Source organism: Streptomyces sp. NPDC017202, from assembly GCF_044331705.1.
In the GTDB taxonomy this organism is placed as follows: domain Bacteria; phylum Actinomycetota; class Actinomycetes; order Streptomycetales; family Streptomycetaceae; genus Streptomyces.
On the sequence record NZ_JBIRNP010000004.1, the window covers coordinates 488,400 to 504,754 of the forward strand.

21 protein-coding genes are annotated in these 16,355 nt (G+C 72.0%); 3 read left to right on the top strand and 18 right to left on the bottom strand.

Features of this window, described 5'->3' with window-relative positions:
- Positions 1-656: 656 nt before the first annotated feature.
- Both ACH4N1_RS12285 and ACH4N1_RS12290 read right to left on the bottom strand, forming a co-directional pair.
- Positions 657-1,379, bottom strand: coding sequence for an HAD family hydrolase (locus ACH4N1_RS12285; RefSeq protein ID WP_398096573.1), 723 nt, complete (start codon positions 1,377-1,379; stop codon positions 657-659).
- A 29-nt stretch (positions 1,380-1,408) separates the two neighbouring features.
- On the bottom strand, positions 1,409-2,296 hold the full coding sequence (locus ACH4N1_RS12290) for a GntR family transcriptional regulator (RefSeq protein ID WP_398096575.1): 888 nt from the start codon (positions 2,294-2,296) through the stop codon (positions 1,409-1,411).
- A 165-nt stretch (positions 2,297-2,461) separates the two neighbouring features.
- On the opposite strand from ACH4N1_RS12290, the gene ACH4N1_RS12295 reads away from it, so the two are divergent.
- Positions 2,462-2,644 (top strand): hypothetical protein, encoded by a 183-nt coding sequence (locus tag ACH4N1_RS12295; protein ID WP_398096702.1) that lies wholly within the window; start codon positions 2,462-2,464, stop codon positions 2,642-2,644.
- Here ACH4N1_RS12295 and ACH4N1_RS12300 read toward each other — a convergent pair.
- From ACH4N1_RS12300 to ACH4N1_RS12310, 3 genes are all read right to left on the bottom strand, one after another.
- On the bottom strand, positions 2,634-3,557 hold the full coding sequence (locus ACH4N1_RS12300) for a winged helix-turn-helix domain-containing protein (RefSeq protein WP_398096577.1): 924 nt from the start codon (positions 3,555-3,557) through the stop codon (positions 2,634-2,636). The two genes, ACH4N1_RS12295 and ACH4N1_RS12300, sit on opposite strands and share 11 nt — an antisense overlap.
- A gap of 313 nt (positions 3,558-3,870) precedes the next feature.
- On the bottom strand, positions 3,871-5,127 hold the full coding sequence (locus ACH4N1_RS12305) for a GNAT family N-acetyltransferase (protein ID WP_398096579.1): 1,257 nt from the start codon (positions 5,125-5,127) through the stop codon (positions 3,871-3,873).
- A gap of 137 nt (positions 5,128-5,264) precedes the next feature.
- A complete protein-coding gene (locus tag ACH4N1_RS12310; RefSeq protein ID WP_398096581.1) occupies positions 5,265-5,843 on the bottom strand; it encodes an aerial mycelium formation protein in 579 nt (192 codons plus the stop codon).
- A gap of 157 nt (positions 5,844-6,000) precedes the next feature.
- Between ACH4N1_RS12310 and dtd the strand changes: the two genes are divergently transcribed.
- Entirely contained in the window at positions 6,001-6,426 is a 426-nt protein-coding gene (gene dtd, locus ACH4N1_RS12315) for a D-aminoacyl-tRNA deacylase (RefSeq protein ID WP_398096582.1), read from the top strand.
- A 34-nt stretch (positions 6,427-6,460) separates the two neighbouring features.
- On the opposite strand, the gene ACH4N1_RS12320 is transcribed toward dtd, so the two are convergent.
- The 6 genes from ACH4N1_RS12320 to ACH4N1_RS12345 form a co-directional block, all read right to left on the bottom strand.
- On the bottom strand, positions 6,461-7,426 hold the full coding sequence (locus ACH4N1_RS12320; protein ID WP_366061056.1) for a folate-binding protein: 966 nt from the start codon (positions 7,424-7,426) through the stop codon (positions 6,461-6,463).
- A 10-nt stretch (positions 7,427-7,436) separates the two neighbouring features.
- Positions 7,437-7,898, bottom strand: coding sequence for a Fur family transcriptional regulator (locus tag ACH4N1_RS12325; protein WP_398096584.1), 462 nt, complete (start codon positions 7,896-7,898; stop codon positions 7,437-7,439).
- A 78-nt stretch (positions 7,899-7,976) separates the two neighbouring features.
- A complete protein-coding gene (locus ACH4N1_RS12330; RefSeq protein ID WP_363086868.1) occupies positions 7,977-8,552 on the bottom strand; it encodes an FABP family protein in 576 nt (191 codons plus the stop codon).
- A gap of 227 nt (positions 8,553-8,779) precedes the next feature.
- Positions 8,780-9,664, bottom strand: a complete 885-nt coding sequence (locus ACH4N1_RS12335; protein WP_398096586.1) for a hypothetical protein — start codon at positions 9,662-9,664, stop codon at positions 8,780-8,782.
- Positions 9,661-10,590: a hypothetical protein gene (locus tag ACH4N1_RS12340; protein ID WP_398096587.1), complete on the bottom strand. Its 930-nt coding sequence runs from the start codon at positions 10,588-10,590 to the stop codon at positions 9,661-9,663. Before ACH4N1_RS12340 ends, ACH4N1_RS12335 begins: the two co-directional genes overlap by 4 nt.
- A complete protein-coding gene (locus ACH4N1_RS12345; protein ID WP_398096588.1) occupies positions 10,587-11,363 on the bottom strand; it encodes a hypothetical protein in 777 nt (258 codons plus the stop codon). Before ACH4N1_RS12345 ends, ACH4N1_RS12340 begins: the two co-directional genes overlap by 4 nt.
- A gap of 102 nt (positions 11,364-11,465) precedes the next feature.
- On the opposite strand from ACH4N1_RS12345, the gene ACH4N1_RS12350 reads away from it, so the two are divergent.
- On the top strand, positions 11,466-11,828 hold the full coding sequence (locus ACH4N1_RS12350; protein WP_073495028.1) for a DsrE family protein: 363 nt from the start codon (positions 11,466-11,468) through the stop codon (positions 11,826-11,828).
- A gap of 49 nt (positions 11,829-11,877) precedes the next feature.
- On the opposite strand, the gene ACH4N1_RS12355 is transcribed toward ACH4N1_RS12350, so the two are convergent.
- From ACH4N1_RS12355 to ACH4N1_RS12385, 7 genes are all read right to left on the bottom strand, one after another.
- Complete coding sequence (locus ACH4N1_RS12355) at positions 11,878-12,138, bottom strand: DUF3099 domain-containing protein (RefSeq protein WP_363086869.1); 261 nt, start codon at positions 12,136-12,138, stop codon at positions 11,878-11,880.
- 154 nt (positions 12,139-12,292) lie between these two features.
- A complete protein-coding gene (locus ACH4N1_RS12360; RefSeq protein WP_004986406.1) occupies positions 12,293-12,580 on the bottom strand; it encodes a DUF1416 domain-containing protein in 288 nt (95 codons plus the stop codon).
- Between the two features lie 44 nt (positions 12,581-12,624).
- Positions 12,625-13,464 (bottom strand): sulfurtransferase, encoded by an 840-nt coding sequence (locus ACH4N1_RS12365; RefSeq protein WP_398096591.1) that lies wholly within the window; start codon positions 13,462-13,464, stop codon positions 12,625-12,627.
- Positions 13,465-13,603: 139 nt separating this feature from the next.
- Complete coding sequence (locus ACH4N1_RS12370) at positions 13,604-13,687, bottom strand: Ms5788A family Cys-rich leader peptide (protein ID WP_353850233.1); 84 nt, start codon at positions 13,685-13,687, stop codon at positions 13,604-13,606.
- A 207-nt stretch (positions 13,688-13,894) separates the two neighbouring features.
- Positions 13,895-14,629 (bottom strand): DUF2993 domain-containing protein, encoded by a 735-nt coding sequence (locus ACH4N1_RS12375; RefSeq protein WP_398096593.1) that lies wholly within the window; start codon positions 14,627-14,629, stop codon positions 13,895-13,897.
- A 115-nt stretch (positions 14,630-14,744) separates the two neighbouring features.
- Positions 14,745-16,055 (bottom strand): hypothetical protein, encoded by a 1,311-nt coding sequence (locus tag ACH4N1_RS12380; RefSeq protein ID WP_398096595.1) that lies wholly within the window; start codon positions 16,053-16,055, stop codon positions 14,745-14,747.
- Between the two features lies 1 nt (position 16,056).
- The gene (locus ACH4N1_RS12385) at positions 16,057-16,311 is read right to left on the bottom strand and encodes a MoaD/ThiS family protein (RefSeq protein ID WP_398096596.1); all 255 of its coding nucleotides are present in this window, start codon (positions 16,309-16,311) and stop codon (positions 16,057-16,059) included.
- Between the last annotated feature and the right edge of the window lie 44 nt (positions 16,312-16,355).

The following is a 16,355-nucleotide window of genomic DNA, read 5'->3' on the forward strand; positions in this document are numbered from 1 at the left end:
GCCGGAAACGCGGGGGCTGGCACGCCCTCCCCCGGAGGGGGTGCCCCCAGCGGCGTTGTCGTCGGTCGCCGACGTCCCCCGGCCTTCGGCCGGGAGGTGCCCCCACCGCGTCGACGCTCTCCTCCGCCTCGCAGCCGCACGCACCAGACCCCGCTCACCTCGGCTGCAAGGCGCCGCCGGTTTCCTCCGACTTGATCCGCCGGACAGGCCCTGAGCGCCGGACGGGGCGCCGAACGACCGGGAACGACGGGGAAGTGGCCGAACGGGTGGTCCGCCCTTCGTCCGCGCCGGGCCGGCCGTCCGGGACCGGCTGGTTCGCCGTCTCACACGGAGGGGTGAAAGCCGTGGCTCGCGCGATGCGGGCATGCTAGCGCACCCCCGCGGCCCGCTCGGCGATGTGCTCCCGCACCGAGCCGAACCGGCCCTGCCGGCGGTCGACGAGGACCGGGCCGGGTGACGTACCGTCCTCGTCCTGCACGTGGTGGGTGGGGAGGCCCCGAAACCCGGCACGTCCGGGGCGGGCACGGTCTCGCCGCTCGTCCTGCACGACGGACGCGGCTGGGCGCGCTGCTCGTGCTCACGGCGGGGAGAGGCGTCCGCGCCCGGCACGACGGCCCGGCCGTCGGGGCCGTCGGCGTGCTGGTGGTGATGACGGCTCAGGCGTGACGTCTGACCGCGGCCAGCACCGGCTCCAGCGAGTCCACCACGTGGGTCGCGCCCGCGTCCCTGAGCAGTTCCGCCTTCTTCTTGGTGCGCGCGTAGCCGAGGAAGGGGACGCCGGCCCGCCGGGCGGCGAGGCAGTCCGACGGGGTGTCGCCGATCATCAGCGCGGCGGACGGCGCCGCGCCCACGGCGCGCAGGGCCCGGTTCAGACAGTCCGGGTCGGGCTTGAGCAGGTGCAGGTCCGGGGTGCGGCCGTAGACGTGGGGGGCGAAGCAGGAGGTGAGGCCGCGGCTCGTCAGGTACGTGGTGACGACGCGCGGCGAGTTGTTCGTCGTGACGGCCATCCGGCGGCCCACCGCCGTCAGGGTGCGGATCAGCGGGTCGGCCCAGGCCGTGGGCATCGCCGAGGCGGCGGCCCTCAGTTCCTCCTGGGTGAGACGCTCCTCCAGCTCCGCGACCAGGTCGCTGCCGGGGTGGCGCAGGTCCACGGCACGCAGGACGGCGTGGGGGTCGGGGGACTCCCGCTCGTCCTCCGTGAGCAGGCCGCGCAGGCCCTGCCCCTCCAGCCACTCCACCAGGCCGACGGCCACCCGCTCCGCCGAGTGCCCGGCGAACAGCCGGCAGATCGGCCCGTCGAAGTCCCACAGGACCACGTGGGCGGGCGCGAGCAGTGCGTCCAGCACCGGTTTCCTGTCGTTGTCGGTCTCGGATGCCACCTTTTCGTTCCGCGTCGTGTCAGAAGTCACTAGGAGAGTGTCAGGTCCGACGTGATGGTTTCCCAGAGGGCGTCGAACCACTTCTGGGATTCGTCCACGAAGGCGGCCTCGCGCGCACCGGTCGTCTTCTCGAAGGAGAACAGCAGCGACTCGGTGCCCAGCACGTCGTACATGTCGAGCACTCCGGTGTCCGTCGCCTCCTCCCGGCGCGTCACCATGTAGTACGCCAGCAGCGCCTCCTGCCCGTTGAGGAGGTACAGCTTCACCGGCGGGGTGAAGGGCAGCGCCCGGAAGGACACGCTCACGTCGATGCCGTGCGAGCGCAGCGTGAGCAGGTTGTGGCGCAGGACGTGCCCCTGGGCGTTGCGCATGGCAAGCCAGCGCTCGTGGACGGGGTCGCCGCTTCCGCTCGCGTCCACCGGGACGGGGAAGGCGAGGTTGATGTCGCGGGACGGCAGCAGGATGCGGACGTCGATCCTCCGCGGCCGGAGGCTGCCGCCGTGGATCAGCCGGAGGGGTTCACCCAGCGCCGGGATGAGGCTCTCGGCGGTGAGGCAGGCGGCGTCGATGCGGACGTGGGGGGCGGAGAAGGCCGCGGTCAGCCGGGGGGCCAGGGCCACCATGGTGGGCTGGGGTTCCTCCCGGGCCGGTGCCTGCTCGGCGATGCGCGGCGGGCTGCCCTTGCTCACGTTGGTGAGGAGACCGTCGTCCTGGAGCGCGCGCAGGGCCTGGCGCACGGTACCGCGCTCCACGCCGAACTCGTCGGCGAGTTCGGCCTGCGTGGGCAGCCGGTCACCGGCCTTGAGATCCCCGACGCGGATGCGTTCGCGCAGGACGTCGGCGATCTCCTGGGGCGAAAGCCTGCGGCTGCCGTTCACTGCCGCGTTCGCCGCCACGTTCTCCTGGGTCACGACCAAACGGTACAACTTCCATCCATCTGGCGGGAGTTACCCGGAAGTTGTTTAGCACTTGTCGCCAACCGGGGACAACATAAGTGAAGTTGGCTGCCAACTTGGACGAGTTGGCGGATGTTCTTCCCCAGCACCTCCCCCGCGCTTCCCGCCTCCGAAGGGAGGAACACCGTGCTCGCCCTCACCCTTGCCTCCGCCGTCCTCGAACAGGCCGTCCAGTGGAAGTACGGCACCGCCGGGACCGTCGGCCTGCTCCTGCTCACCGTCGGCATCAGGTCCGGACGGCCGGTGCTCAGCTCCACGGGCGCCGTGATCCTCGCCCTCCTGGTCACCGGGCCCGCCGTCAGCTCGTGAGCACCAGCTCCGAACTGATCGTCTCCCACAGGGCGTCGAACCACAGCATCGACTGCTCCACGAACGTCGTGTCACGCGCCCCGGCGCCCTGCGCGAAGGCGAACAGAACCGAGCGCGTGCCCTCGGCGTCGTACATCTCCAGCTGCTCGTGGTCGATCTGCCGCTCGTGCCGCTCGACCGTGTAGTAGGCGAACAGCGCTTCCGTCCCGTTGAGGAGGTAGAGCTTGACCGGCGGGGTGAAGGGCAGCGCGCGGAAGCTGACGCGGACGTCGATGCCGTGGGTGGCGCGCAGCGTCAGCAGGTTGTGCCGCAGCACCTGGCCCTGGGCGTTGCGGTGGGCGAGCCAGCGCCGTTGCAGCCGTCCGGTCGCCGCGCCGTCCACCGGCGCCGGGAAGGCCAGGTCGATGTTCCGCGACGGCAGCAGGACCCGGACGTCGATCTTGGCCGGTTTCAGCTCCCCCGCGTGGATCCGGCGCAGCGGTTCACCGATCGCCAGCGTGAGCGACACGGCCGTCAGGCACAGGGCGTCGATCTCGACGTGCGGGGCGGCGAAGGCCTCCGCGATGCGCGGGGTCAGGGCCACCATCGTGGGCTGCGGCGGGGTTCCGGGGCCGGTCAGGAGGGAGCCGGCGCCCAGGTCCGGGGCGACCGTCGCCGGCGCGCCCTTGGAGACGTTGGTGAGCAGGTGTTCCGACTGGAGGATGCGCAGGGCCTGGCGGACGGCTCCGCGCTCGATGCCGAACTCGTCCGCGAGCCGCGCCTGGGTGGGCATGCGCTCGCCGGGCCGCAGCACCCCGGTCCTGATCCGGGTGCGCAGCTCGTCGGCCACGTCACGGGGGGACGGCTGCGGTCGCGGCGACCGCTCCGGTCTCTTCCGCCCCTTGACGGAGGCATGTTCCGGCTCCACGGCCAAACAGTACAACTTCCCGCCATCTTGCGGCAGTTCAGGGAGAGATGGTTATAGGCCGCTTCCAAGCGGACATAAGAACAGTGAAGTTGGCAGCCAACTTCCACAACATGGTCAAACTTCCAGACGGTTGGCCGGTCGAGCTCCCTTCCGGAGGGGAGCCGGGAGCCCGGACGGCCGACACCGACGCACAGCCACAACTTCAGAGCGCCGCACAGCCACAACTTCACAGGGCATCAGCGCACAGCCACAACTGAACAGCTACGGATGCAGAACCACGCAGGACGGCCGGCCGCACGGTCGCGGCAGGGAGGAGCACTCAGAACATGTCCGGGCACCAAGGACGCCCGGGCGTGCGCAGCAGGGCGTCGGCCTCCAGGGCGGCGCCCGCTCGTTCTTCCCCGAGCCGTCCCAGCGCCGCCAGCCGCGGCGCCGTCTCGTCACCCAGCCACAGCGAGGCCAGCACGGCCACGTCCAGGGTGAGGTCGGCGCCGCGGCCGGTCGGCGTGCAGGACGCCCCGTCGGGGCCGGCCTCCAGCAGGAAACGACCCCCGGTGAACCCGGAGCGGTCGGTCACCTCCAGCACCAACGAGCCCGACCCGCGGTACGTGCGCGCCTCCAGGGCTCGTACGACGTCCAGGATCCGCACCCACAGCCAGTCCGTCTGCGTGGTGATGCTCGCGGCCCGCGGGTCCGGCAGGAAGTGCGGGAGGAGGTCGTCGGGGGCGCGGGGGCCCGACTTGACCCGTGTCACCCAGTCGATCGAGCAGAGGTAGCGCCACAGGGCGCGCTCGGCGGCCGCCGTCGTGGCGATCAGCCAGTCCACCGTCGCCGTGTTCAACGGCTGCTTGGCGTCGCCCCAGTGGTCGTCCGCCTTGTAGGAGACCAGCCCCTGCACCTCGCCGTCGGCCGAGCGGTAGGCGGCGTAGAACGGCTCGCTCCACTCGCCGAACACGCGCAGCGCACCGGTGTCCGAGTCCCACCACACGTCGGTGCGGCTGACCGCGCCGGGCCTGCCGCGGCGCAGCCGCTCGTGCAGTTCGGGGCCGATCTTGCGGACCTCCTCCGGGCCGACGAGGTCGATGCGGCCGCCGTCCCCGGGGCCCGGCCAGTGCGGGTCGAGGCCGGTGCGCGGCACGTCGACCGTCCACTCGGCGGCGCTGGTCGCCGGGCCGAAGCCGTAGCGGCCGTAGATGCGGTACTCGGCGGCGATGAGGGTGGCGACGACGTCGCCGCGGTCCTTCGCGGCGGTCAGGTCCTCGGCCATCAGGCGGGTGAGGATGCCGCGGCGGCGGTGGGTGGGCAGGACGGCGACGTTGGAGATGGCGTCGGCGGGGACGGCGGTGCCGCCGACCGCCGTCAGCTCCTGGGGGAAGGAGCGGAAGGTGGCCACGCACGCGCCCGCGTCGAAGGCGCCGTAGGTGCGGGAGCCGACGTGCGCGGTGCGGCGGGCGGTGACGTCGGCTTCGGTGACGGTGGGGGTGCGCAGGAAGCCGGTCTTCGCGGTGCGCATCCACGCGGGGAGTTCGGCGTCCGTGATCCGGCGTACGTCGATGTCGGCGGGGGTGGTCGTCATGGGGCCACGGTAGGCGGGGAGCGGATGGTGCTGCGGGGGATTTTTTTCCGCCCCCGCCGCCCCTGCCCCTTCTTCGTCCCTGCCCGTTCTTCGTCCCTGCCCGTTCTTCGTCCCTGACCGGCGGCCGGCCGGCGGTCTCACACCAGGAGGTCGTCCACCTGGGCCTCGCCGTCCCGGTAGCGGCGGGTGATCTCCTCGCCGCACCCGTCGGCCGTGTGCTGGAGGTGCTGGCGGCGGCGGGAGACGTACTGCTCGTAGCCGATGAGGCGGGCCATCGCCTCGTGGAGTTCGGGGTCGGTGCGGGCGCCGAGGTCGGAGAGTTCGACCTCGGAGAGCATCTCCGACGCCAGGCGCCGGTACTCCTCGCTCTGCGGGGTGCCGAGCGTGACGTGCCGGGCGGAGGAGCGGTGCCGGGCCGGGGCGTCGGTGAGGATCTCCGGGAGGCGGTCCACGACGGACGCCGCTCCGGCCGGGGAACGCCGGGCGAGTTCCGCGCCGAGGATGTCGATACGGCCCTGCAGCAGTCGTCGTACGTAGCTGAGGTCGGCCTCGTCGCGCTGGGCGTCCCGGCGCAGGGTGCGCAGCTCGGGCAGGCTCAGCCGGACCAGGTCGTGCGCGGGCGGTCCCGTCGGCGGCGGGCAGGGCGGACTCTCCCTGCGCTGCGCGGGCGGACGCCGGGCGGTCAGGCCCAGCTGCCCGGTACTCGGTGTGCTCATGTGCTCTACCGTCCCCTCGACCGGCGTGTGGGAAGCATCGTGCCACCCTCAGTGGCCGCGAGGTGACCGAGTGCCCCCGAACGGCCCAGACGGCGGCACGGGGATAGGGGAAGAAGCCCCTGCGGGGGCCCGCCGGCCGCACGGCATGATGGGGCGCATGCGTGCAGTGGTGCAGAGGGTGGACGGCGCGAGCGTCGTCGTGGACGGCGAGACCGTGGGCTCGATCGAGGGCGAGGGACTGTGCGTCCTCGTGGGGGTCACCCACGAGGACACCGAGGAGAAGGCCGACCGGCTGGCCCGCAAGCTGTGGTCGATCCGCATGCTGAGCGACGAGCGGTCGTGCAGCGACATCGACGCCCCGCTCCTGGTGATCAGCCAGTTCACGCTCTACGGCGACGCCCGCAAGGGCCGCCGTCCCACCTGGAACGCGGCCGCCCCCGGCGATGTCGCCGAGCCGCTGGTCGACGAGGTGGTCGCCCGGCTGCGGGCGCTGGGCGCGACGGTGGCGACGGGCCGTTTCGGCGCGCGGATGAGGGTGTCACTGACGAACGACGGCCCGTTCACCGTGCTGATCGAGGTGTGAGCCGGCCCTGATCCGGCCCGAGGGGTTCTCGGTCTCAGGGCTCGACCACGACCTCCTGTGCGGCCGCCGTGGTGTCGGCGAGCAGCGGCGCGTCCAGGGGGACGTTCCGCTTCACCAGGGCCAGCGCCACCGGGCCCAGCTCGTGGTGGCGTACCGACGTGGTGACGAAGCCGATCCTGCGGGCGTCGGGGCCCTCGTCGGCGCGGCGCAGTTCGGTCCCGGCGGGCGGCAGGTGCACGTCGCTGCCGTCGAGGTGCAGGAAGACCAGCCGGCGCGGCGGCTTGCCCAGGTTCTGCACGCGGGCGACGGTCTCCTGGCCGCGGTAGCAGCCCTTCTGGAGGTGCACCGCGGTGCCGATCCAGCCCAGCTCGTGCGGGATGGTGCGGTGGTCGGTCTCGAAGCCGAGGCGGGGCCGGTGCTGCTCCACGCGCAGGGCCTCGTGGGCGAGGATCCCGGCGGCGGGACCGGCCTTCGCGGCGTACGCCTCGAGGTCCGCGCGCGGCAGGAACAGATCACGGCCGTACGCCGTCTCGCGCACGACGACGCCCTCGGGGACCTCGGCTATGGACCCGGCGGGCAGGTGCACGACCGCGATGTCGGCCGTGCGGTCGGCCACCTCCACCCGGTAGAAGAACTTCATCGACTCCAGGTACGCGATCAGCGCGTCCTGGGTGCCGGGTTCGACGTGCGCCCAGACGGTGCTGCCGTCGTCCACCAGGTAGAGGGCGTGCTCGATGTGGCCGTTCGCGGAGAGGATCAGTGCCTCGGTGGCACGGCCGGTGGGCAGGTCGCTGACGTGCTGGGTGAGCAGGAGGTGCAGCCAGCTCAGCCGGTCGTCGCCGGAGACAGTGACGACTCCGCGGTGCGAGAGGTCGACGAAGCCGGTGCCCTCGGCGAGGGCGCGCTGCTCGCGGAACAGGTCGCCGTAGTGGGCGGCGACGCCTTCGTCCACGCCCTCGGCGGGGACGGCGCCGGGCAGGGACAGCAGGGGGCTCTTCATGACCGTAAGCCTACGACCCGGCAGGGGGGTTCCCGCCGGTCGCGTCCCCGGCGGCGCGGGCCGCGCAGTCCTCGCAGCGGCCGAAGATCGCGAAGTGCTTCATGTCGGTGTCGAAGCCGAAGGTCGCGCGGAGCTTGGCCGTGAACTCGGCGGCCACCTCCACGTCCGCCTCGATCACGTTGCCGCAGTCGCGGCAGACCAGGTGGATGTGGTGGTGCCGGTCGGCGAGGTGGTACGTCGGCGCCCCGTGCCCGAGGTGGGCGTGGCTGACCAGTCCCAGCTCCTCCAGCAGCTCCAGCGTGCGGTAGACGGTGGAAATGTTGACCCCCGACGCCGTCCTCCTCACTTCCACGAGGATGTCGTCGGGGGTCGCGTGCTCCAGGGTGTCCACGGCTTCGAGGACGAGTTGCCGCTGCGGGGTCAGCCGGTAGCCGCGCTGCCGCAGATCGCTCTTCCAGTCGGTGCTCACCACACAGCAGAGTCTAGGACTCTTTCGGTGAAGTCCGGCTGTGGAGAAGGCCTGCCGGACGCGCGCGTGCGCGAGGAGGGCTTACTTGAAGAAGGCGATGCCGTCGTCCGGCATGTCGTCCGGGAGGGCCTTCGCCCAGCGTTCGACCTCTTCCGGGGTGACGACCTTCTTCAGGTGGGCCGACATGTAGGGGCGCAGCTCGACCTCGGGGGTCTGCTTCTCGCCGACCCACATCAGGTCGCTCTTGACGTAGCCGTACAGCCGCTTGCCGCCCGTGTAGGGGCCGGAGGCGGCCGTGCGGGCCACCGCGTCCGTGACCAGGTCGATCTGGGGCTTCTTGTCGGCCATCTCGCCGTACCAGACCTCGACGACGCCGTCGTCGCGGACCATCGTCACCTCGACCTTGCGGTCGGCGTCGATCCGCCAGAAGCCGGACTCGGTCTCCAGGGCGCGGACCTTGTTGCCGTCCTGGTCCAGGACCCAGGTGCGGGAGTGGTACTCCAGGAAGTCCCGGCCGTCGTGCGTGAAGGTGGCCTCCTGCCCGAAGTTGCACTTCTCGGCACCGGGGAAGTCGTGCACGCCCGCGCCCGCCCAGGTGCCCAGCAGGAAGGCGAGGGGGACGAGGTCCTTGTGGAGGTCGGACGGGATCTCGATCATCGGTGGCACTTCCTAGACGTGGGTCAGCGCTGGCCCTGGTACAGCTTCTTCACGGTCAGCCCGGCGAAGGCGAGGACGCCGACGCAGACCAGGACCAGCAGGGCTTCGAAGAAGATCTCCACGGGGTGCTCCTCGGATGAGCGTGCTTCGGGATACGTACTACAGGGCCGGGCCCCAGCTTACGCGGCCGGGGACCGGCCCTCCCTGCGAGGTGGCCCTCGCCGGCGTCACCCCAGCAGCTGGCTCTGCAGCGTCACCGTCTGCTGGAAGGGGACGGCCGCGGCGGCGCCCTTGCGGGACTGCACGACCAGGGCGTGGACGTCACCGGCGGCGATGTGCGCGAACCGCACCTGTTCCGACCCGTACGGCTCGGCCTCGGCGTAGGGGATGCTCCGCACCTCCGACACCGCGGCGCGCTCCGGGAAGCCCTCGTCGTACTCGGCCTCGGCGGCGCCCCGCACCTGGTGGACGGGGGGCGCGAAGGCGACGGCCTCGCTCGCCACCAGCTGGTCCACCACGGCCGCCGTGTCGAAGTGGAGGAGGTAGATCCGGGTCCGGGTGCCGTCCGGGGTCGTCCAGCCGCGGGCGGCGATGTGCCGCAGCCCGTGGTCGACGAGCTTCTGGCCCAGCTCCTCGCGGTGCTCCTCCTGCTCGTACTCCGCGAGGTAGTCCTTCGTCGCCAGCCAGCCGTCCGAGCCGCGCAGCGCCTTGTCCTCCGTGGCGCCCTCGGGGGCGGGCAGGAGAAGGGCGCGCAGGTCGGCGTGGTGGGTGCCGGCCGGGTTCGTCTCGGCGAAGGGGCCGGGGCTTCCCGAGGGCAGCGGCGGCTTGCTGAGCGTCGGATACGCCCACCGTCCGTCCGACTCGGTCGCCAGTCCCGGCACGTCCGTGCGCTCCATCGCGGCGATGCCGTACGCCGACCCGGCACCGACCGCCGCGAAGACGACGACGGCGGCGGTCCACCGCAGCAGGGCCCGCAGGACCCGGCGGTCCCCGGGGGCGGGAGCGGGACCGGGACCGGTGGCGGGGGCGGGATCCGGGGCAGGGGCGGGATCCGGGGATTCGGTGAGACCCACGGCTTCCGTCGTCTCCGTGAGCTGCTGCTGCTCGGTCATACCGCCTCCCCGGGCTTCGCCACGCGGTCGAGCTGCGCGCGCAGAAACGCCGCCACGTCCTTGGTGTCGATCGGCTCCACTCCGTGCGCCGTGGCGCTGACCAGGACGTTCCCGACGTAGGCGGAGCAGTGCATCGCGCTGAGACCGCTGTCGTCGTCCTTGGGCGGGAGGAAGCACTTGGCGTTCTTGTAGCCCTTGATCTCGGGGCCCTTGCGGAAGACGTCCAGGGCGTCCAGGAAGTCGCTCTGGAAGGTGGCGATCTCGCGGACCGCCGCCTTGCTGTCCAGCTGGGAGAGCACGACGCTCACCGAGTAGACGTCCTCGTTGGAGGAGTAGGTGTCGGCCGGTCGGTTGTAGTAACTGCGCATCGCCATGCCCTGGATGCGCTGCTTGTCGATCTGCTTCTCCAGCCGCAGGCGCTGGGACCGGGGCAGGTCGCTCAGCGACTTCTTGCGCAGGGCCGTGGCCTGCGCTCCACTGAGCTGGACGTCGGAGCCGAACTCGTCGAGGTCGGGCCCTCGCGTCCAGCCTTCGGTGCCCCCGTACGGCAGGAGCATCCCGGCGAGGCCCTGTCCACGGGCCGCCTCCGGCTCGTCAGCCGTGACCGCGGGGAACTTCCAGCCGGGCGCGCCCGCGTCCCGGTCGGCGTCCCGCACGATCACGACCGTGGTGCCGACGCCGGCGACGACGGCCCCGGCGAGCAGCAGGGATCCGGCGACCAGGGCGACGCGCCGCCCGTCGGGTCGCCGCCCTGCGGGAGCGGACGCCCCGGGCTCGGGGGACGCGGGGGTGGTTCCGGGGACTTCGGGGGACGCCGGGGTCTCCGGGGACGCCGAGGACGCCGAGGACTCCGGCGCCTCGGAGGAAGCCGGGGTCTCCGGGGCCTTCACGGGCGGTTCCGTGGGAGGGTTTCCCTGCTCGCTCACAGCTGCTCCATCTGCCGGCGGGCCAGATCCATGATCTTCTTCTTGGGGATCGCCGTGGTGCCGGAGACCCATACCTCCACCGTCACGTCGCCCCGCCAGGCGTGCGCCTCGGCGGTGTAGAGGGGCAGGTAGCCCGGCTCGGTCTCGGGCTTGCGGTGGACGTACACCATGCCGTCCCCGGTGCCGGGGAGGTCCCAGCTGTCGGTGGCGGCCTCCTCGTCGGCCCAGTGCTGGTTGTTGTCGCTGTATTCGGCGGCCCCCAGGCGCTCCTCCTGCCGGAACTGCACCAGGCGGATCTCCACGGTGTACGCCTTGCCCTCGGACCAGCCGGTGACGGCGGTCCGCCGGAACTCGTCCCCGACGAGGTCGGGGAACACCTCGCCCGGTTCCTTGTACAGGCCGGCGTAGCCGGCCATGTCCAGCCAGCCGTCCAGGCCTTCCAGCCACTCGGCGTCCTTGGCGCCCTTGGGCTTCTTCAGCAGCAGTTTCCGCAGGTCGCCGTCGGTCCGCAGCCTGCGGTCCTGCGCGGCGGACAACGGTTCGGGGCCGGGCCCCTTCGCCTGCGCGAGCACCGGCTGGGACAGCGGCGGCAGCTTCGTCGGCTCGCGGTCGGCCTGGACCAGGTAGCCGGTGCAGGTGCCGGCGACGACGCCGAGCACGGCGGCCGCGGCGATCAGCAGCGTGGTACGGCCCCGGCGGCGCGGCCGGGGTGCGGCAGCGGCCTGGTCGGCCGGCCCGGCCGCCGGTTCCGCTGCCCCTTCGGGTTCTTCCACAACGTCCCCCTCATGACGTGAGGCGCGCGTTCCGTGTGCGCGCTCCACAGGTGACCCGTGGCAGGCCGGGGGAGTTGTGGCGATCTTGATTACGATTCGGCCATGGCGAAGAAGCTCGTGATCAAGGTGACGGCGGGGGCCGACGCCCCCGAACGGTGCTCGCAGGCGTTCACGGTGGCGGCGGTGGCCGTGGCCAGCGGGGTGGAGGTCTCCCTGTGGCTGACCGGGGAGTCCGCCTGGTTCGCGCTGCCGGGCCGGGCCGCCGAGTTCGAACTGCCGCACGCCGCCCCGCTGCCCGACCTGCTCGACTCGCTCCTGCTGGGCGGCCGGGTCACGCTGTGCACGCAGTGCGCGGCCCGGCGGGACATCACCGAGAAGGACGTCCTGGAGGGCGTACGGATCGCCGGGGCGCAGGTGTTCGTGCAGGAGGCGCTGGCGGACGAGACCCAGGCGCTCGTCTACTGAGGCTGAGGCCAATCCGGAGGGGCGGCTCCGCGGGGGCGGCTCCGCAGGCCTACGGGTGCCGCTTCTTGCCGTCCAGTTCGTCCCACCACTCGTCGGACTTCGGGTCGCCGGACGGGTCGTCCCACCAGCGGTCCTCGGGGCCGCGCCGGTTGGCGACGACCGCGGCCACCGGCGGGATGACCATCGCGACCACGCACATCCCGACGGCCACCGGAACCGACCAGAGGCGTACGACGCCCCAGGCCAGGACGAACAGCGCGATGCAGGTGCCCATCATGGCGAAGTAGGCGTGCCGACGGCGGGCGTACATACGTCCAGGGTAGGCCGGGCCGGGCGGTCCGGCGCGGGCCCGGGCGGGAGCCGTACCGGGGCCGGACGGGAGCCGGAAAGGCCGCAGGGCCGCACCTCAGGTGTCCAACCCGAGAGGTGCGGCCCTGCGGACGTCGTGTCCGTCCGCGGACGTCTCAGACGGCGATCGCGACCTCCGCGAGGCCGCCCTGCTGGGCGACGACCGTGCGGTCGGCGGTGCCGCCGGGCACGAGGGCGCGGACGGTCCAGGTGCCTTCGGCCGCGTAGAAGCGGAACTGTCCGGTGGCGGAGGTGGGGACCTCCGCGGTGAACTCGCCGGTCGAGTCGAGCAGGCGGACGTAGCCCGTCACCGGCTCGCCGTCGCGGGTCACCTGACCCTGGATGGTGGTCTCACCGGGCTTGATCGTCGAGGCGTCCGGGCCGCCGGCCTTCGCTCCACACATGTCTTTCTCCAGAGGGGTCTGACCAGAAGGTCGGGTCGGTCGGGTTACTTGTTGGCGCCGAGCTCGATCGGCACGCCGACGAGGGAGCCGTACTCGGTCCAGGAGCCGTCGTAGTTCTTGACGTTCTCGACACCGAGCAGCTCGTGCAGCACGAACCAGGTCAGGGCCGAGCGCTCGCCGATGCGGCAGTAGGCGATCGTGTCCTTGGCCAGGTCGACCTGCTCGTCGGCGTAGAGGGCCTTCAGCTCCTCGTCCGACTTGAAGGTGCCGTCGTCGTTGGCGTTCTTCGACCACGGGATGTTGCGGGCGCTCGGGACGTGGCCCGGACGCTGCGACTGCTCCTGCGGCAGGTGGGCCGGGGCGAGCAGCTTGCCGGAGAACTCGTCGGGCGACCGGACGTCGACCAGGTTCTGCGAGCCGATGGCCGCCACGACGTCGTCGCGGAAGGCGCGGATGGCGGTGTTCTGCGGCTTGGCCTGATAGCTGGTCTCGGGGCGCTCGGGCACCTCTTCGACCAGCTCGCGGGCGTCCAGCTCCCACTTCTTGCGGCCGCCGTCGAGAAGCTTGACGTTCTCGTGGCCGTAGAGCTTGAAGTACCAGTAGGCGTAGGACGCGAACCAGTTGTTGTTGCCGCCGTACAGGATCACCAGGGTGTCGTTGCCGATGCCCTTCGCCGACAGGAGCTTCTCGAAGCCCTCCTGGTCGATGAAGTCGCGGCGGACCGGGTCCTGGAGGTCCTGGGTCCAGTCGATCCGGATCGCGTTCCTGATGTGGTTCTTCTCGTACACGGACGTGTCCTCGTCGACCTCGACGATGGCGATGTCCGGGTTGTCGAGGTTGGCCTCGACCCAGTCGGCGTCTACCAGGACGTCGCTGCGGCTCATGCTTGTTCTCCTCCGGGGCAGTTGCGGCGGGGGTGTGCAAAGAAAGGAGGGTGCGCGGCCGGGTCTCGCCGGCGGCCGGCGCGAGGACGCCCTCGAACGAGGACGCCGGGAGGGCGCGGAAGGCAGGTGGCGCTTCCGCTCAGACAGGGCGACAGAGCATGGCGGCGACGCGGCACAGGTCTACTGCCCGCCGCTTCGTGAGATCCGCCTGTCGCTGCTTCATGCGGTCGATCGTAGGGACGTAAGGGCGGACGTGTCACCAGTGCTCCGCATGGTGAGACGCTATCGTCCGCATAGTGAGAAGCGAAGAGCGCCCGGGCCGTCACCGTACGGCCTCCGGGCGCTCGCGTCCGTCTGCATCCGTCGTCACATCTACGGTACGGACGGCGGCGTCTCGCCTGTCGGACATTCGCCGTCCACCGGGGGTGGCCTACCCGGCGAGGCGGACGTTCGAACCCTTCACCGTGATCTCCACACCGTTCTTCGCCGCCTCGACCCTGTCGAGGCGGATGCCGCCGGGCAGGTCGTCGATCTTCTGCTCGAAGTCGGTGATGCCGCGCACCTCGTCCTCGGCGACCCGGAACGGACCGAAGCTGGGCAGGGAGTCGGCGTGCACCCGGACGGTGTCGCCCTCGGCGGTGACCGTGCTCAGCACGGAGACCGGCTGCGGCAGCTTGGTGCCGCCGATGCTCGCCTCGACGGTGACCTTGATCTTGCCGTTGCCGCCGTCGGAGAGGCCGACGACCCGGGCCGTCACCGGACCGATCTCGGTGGGCTCGGACGTGGCGGTCTTCAGCAGCTCCGCGTAACTGACGGACGCGGTGCCGGTGGCGCTGGTGGCGGTGGCGGAGCTGTAGTCGCCGGAGAACTCGACGCCCCTCATGTTCGCCCGGAGATCGTCGATGCGGATCTTCTGGCCCTCGGCGCCGGCCACGGCCTCGTAGTCGTCGATGCCGACCTCGACGTCGTCCAGCTCGCCGCCGGCGACCTGGGTGAGGAAGGGGAAGCCCTTGATGGACACGTCCGGGGTGGTCGCGAGGTTCTCGTTCGCCCGGAGCTTGTCCGCGGCCTCGCCCTCGGCGAAGTTCACCGCGAGGCGGTCGGCGAGCACGAACAGGCCGCCCAGGACCACGACGACGACCAGCAGTATTCGAAGTGCTCGCATGCGGTTGTTCCCCCACCCGGACGGCCAGACAGACAGTGACCACTCACGGTAACTCCGCGTGCGGAGGGTGGCCGGAGTTTGTCGATCACCTGTGACACAGCCGACCGTCCACCCCCTACGCCAGCGCCCGTCCCAGCACGTACACCGCCGGCGCCGCCGCGGCCAGCGGCAGGGCGACGCCCGCCGTGAAGTGCACGAAACGCGACGGGTAGTCGTAGCTCGCCACCCGGTGGCCGATCAGCGCGCAGGCCGCCGCGCCCGCGCCGAGCAGCGCGCCCTCGGCGCCCAGCCCGGTCATCCCGCCGACCGCGATGCCGGCACCCGCCGCCGCGAGCAGCGCGACGACCACCGACACGGGCGTCGGCAGCGGCAGCGCGCGGGCCACCACGGCGACGGCGACCGCGGCGGCGCCGACCGTCACCGCGTCCGGGTCGGCCCCGAGGTGGCCGGTGGCGAGGATCGCCAGGGCGGCCGAGACCACCGTCGCCATCAGGCCGTACATGCGCTCGTCGGGGTCGGCGTGCGAGCGGAGCTGGAGGACGAGACAGAGCAGGACCCAGACGCCGAGGGTGCCCAGGATCGCGGCCGGGGCGTTCTCGCGGCCGGCCGCGAGGAGTGCCACGTCGGAGACCAGCGCGCCGAGGAAGGCGAGCGCGATGCCCTGCCGGGCCGGCCACATGCCGTTCAGCCGGAACCAGCCGGCCGCCGTGACGGCCTGGAGGACGACGAGCGGGACGACCAGCGCGTACGTGCCGATCGCCGCCGCACCGGACAGCAGCAGGCCGAGGAGGGCGGTGAGGGCGGCGGGCTGCATGCCGGGTTCGATGATCGGCGAGCGGCCTTCGAGGCGGGCGCGCTGGGCGTCGGTGACGCGCGCGTTGCCGGCCATGGTGGCGGGCCCGTAGGACGGGCCCCCGGCCTCGCCCTCGGGCGCCGCCCCGGGGACGACGGGGGCGGGAGCGGCGGCCTGGTGCCCGTACGGCACCTGGTGCCCGTAGGACGCCTGGTGCCGCCCCTGCTGCTGGTACTCGGGCTGCTGGTACTCGGGCTGCTGATGCCGGGGCTGCTGGTACTGATCCTGCTGATGCCGGGGCTGCCGGTACTGATCCTGCTGGTACTGATCCTGCTGGTACTGGCCTTGCGTGTACGGGGGTGCCTGCTGCTGCCAGGCCGGGGCCTCGCCCGTCTGCGGGGGCAGGTACGCCGTCTCGGCCGGGTCCGCCGCCGCGACGGGCGGCTGCACGCCGGTCTCCCAGGTCTGGCCCTGCCACTGCTGCGTGTGCTGGAGGTGGGCCTGCGGGTCCTCGTACCCGTGGTCCTGCCGGCCCGGCCACTCCTGCTGCTGCGGGGTCTGCTGCGGGGTTTGCTGATACGGGTCGTACCCCTGCGGGTAGCGGCCCCCCTCGTACGGCTGCTGGTCGGTCATCTCACCCTCCTGCGAACGGCGGGAGCACCTCGACCGTGCCGCCGTCGGCCAGCCGTACCGTCTCATGCCCGCGAGTGCCCACGGGGTCACCGTCGACGAGGAACGAGCATCGCCGCAGCACACGCGGGAGTTCGCCGGGGTGTCGCTCCCGCGCGGCCCGGAGCGCCTCGGCGAGGGTGTCCGCGTCGTGCGGCTCCTCGGCGACTCCGGCCGCGGCCTTGGCGGCCGCCCAGTAGCGCACCGTGACCTTCGCCATCTCGTCCCTCAGTCGGTTTCTTCGGTCGGCCTGTTGCTTCGACA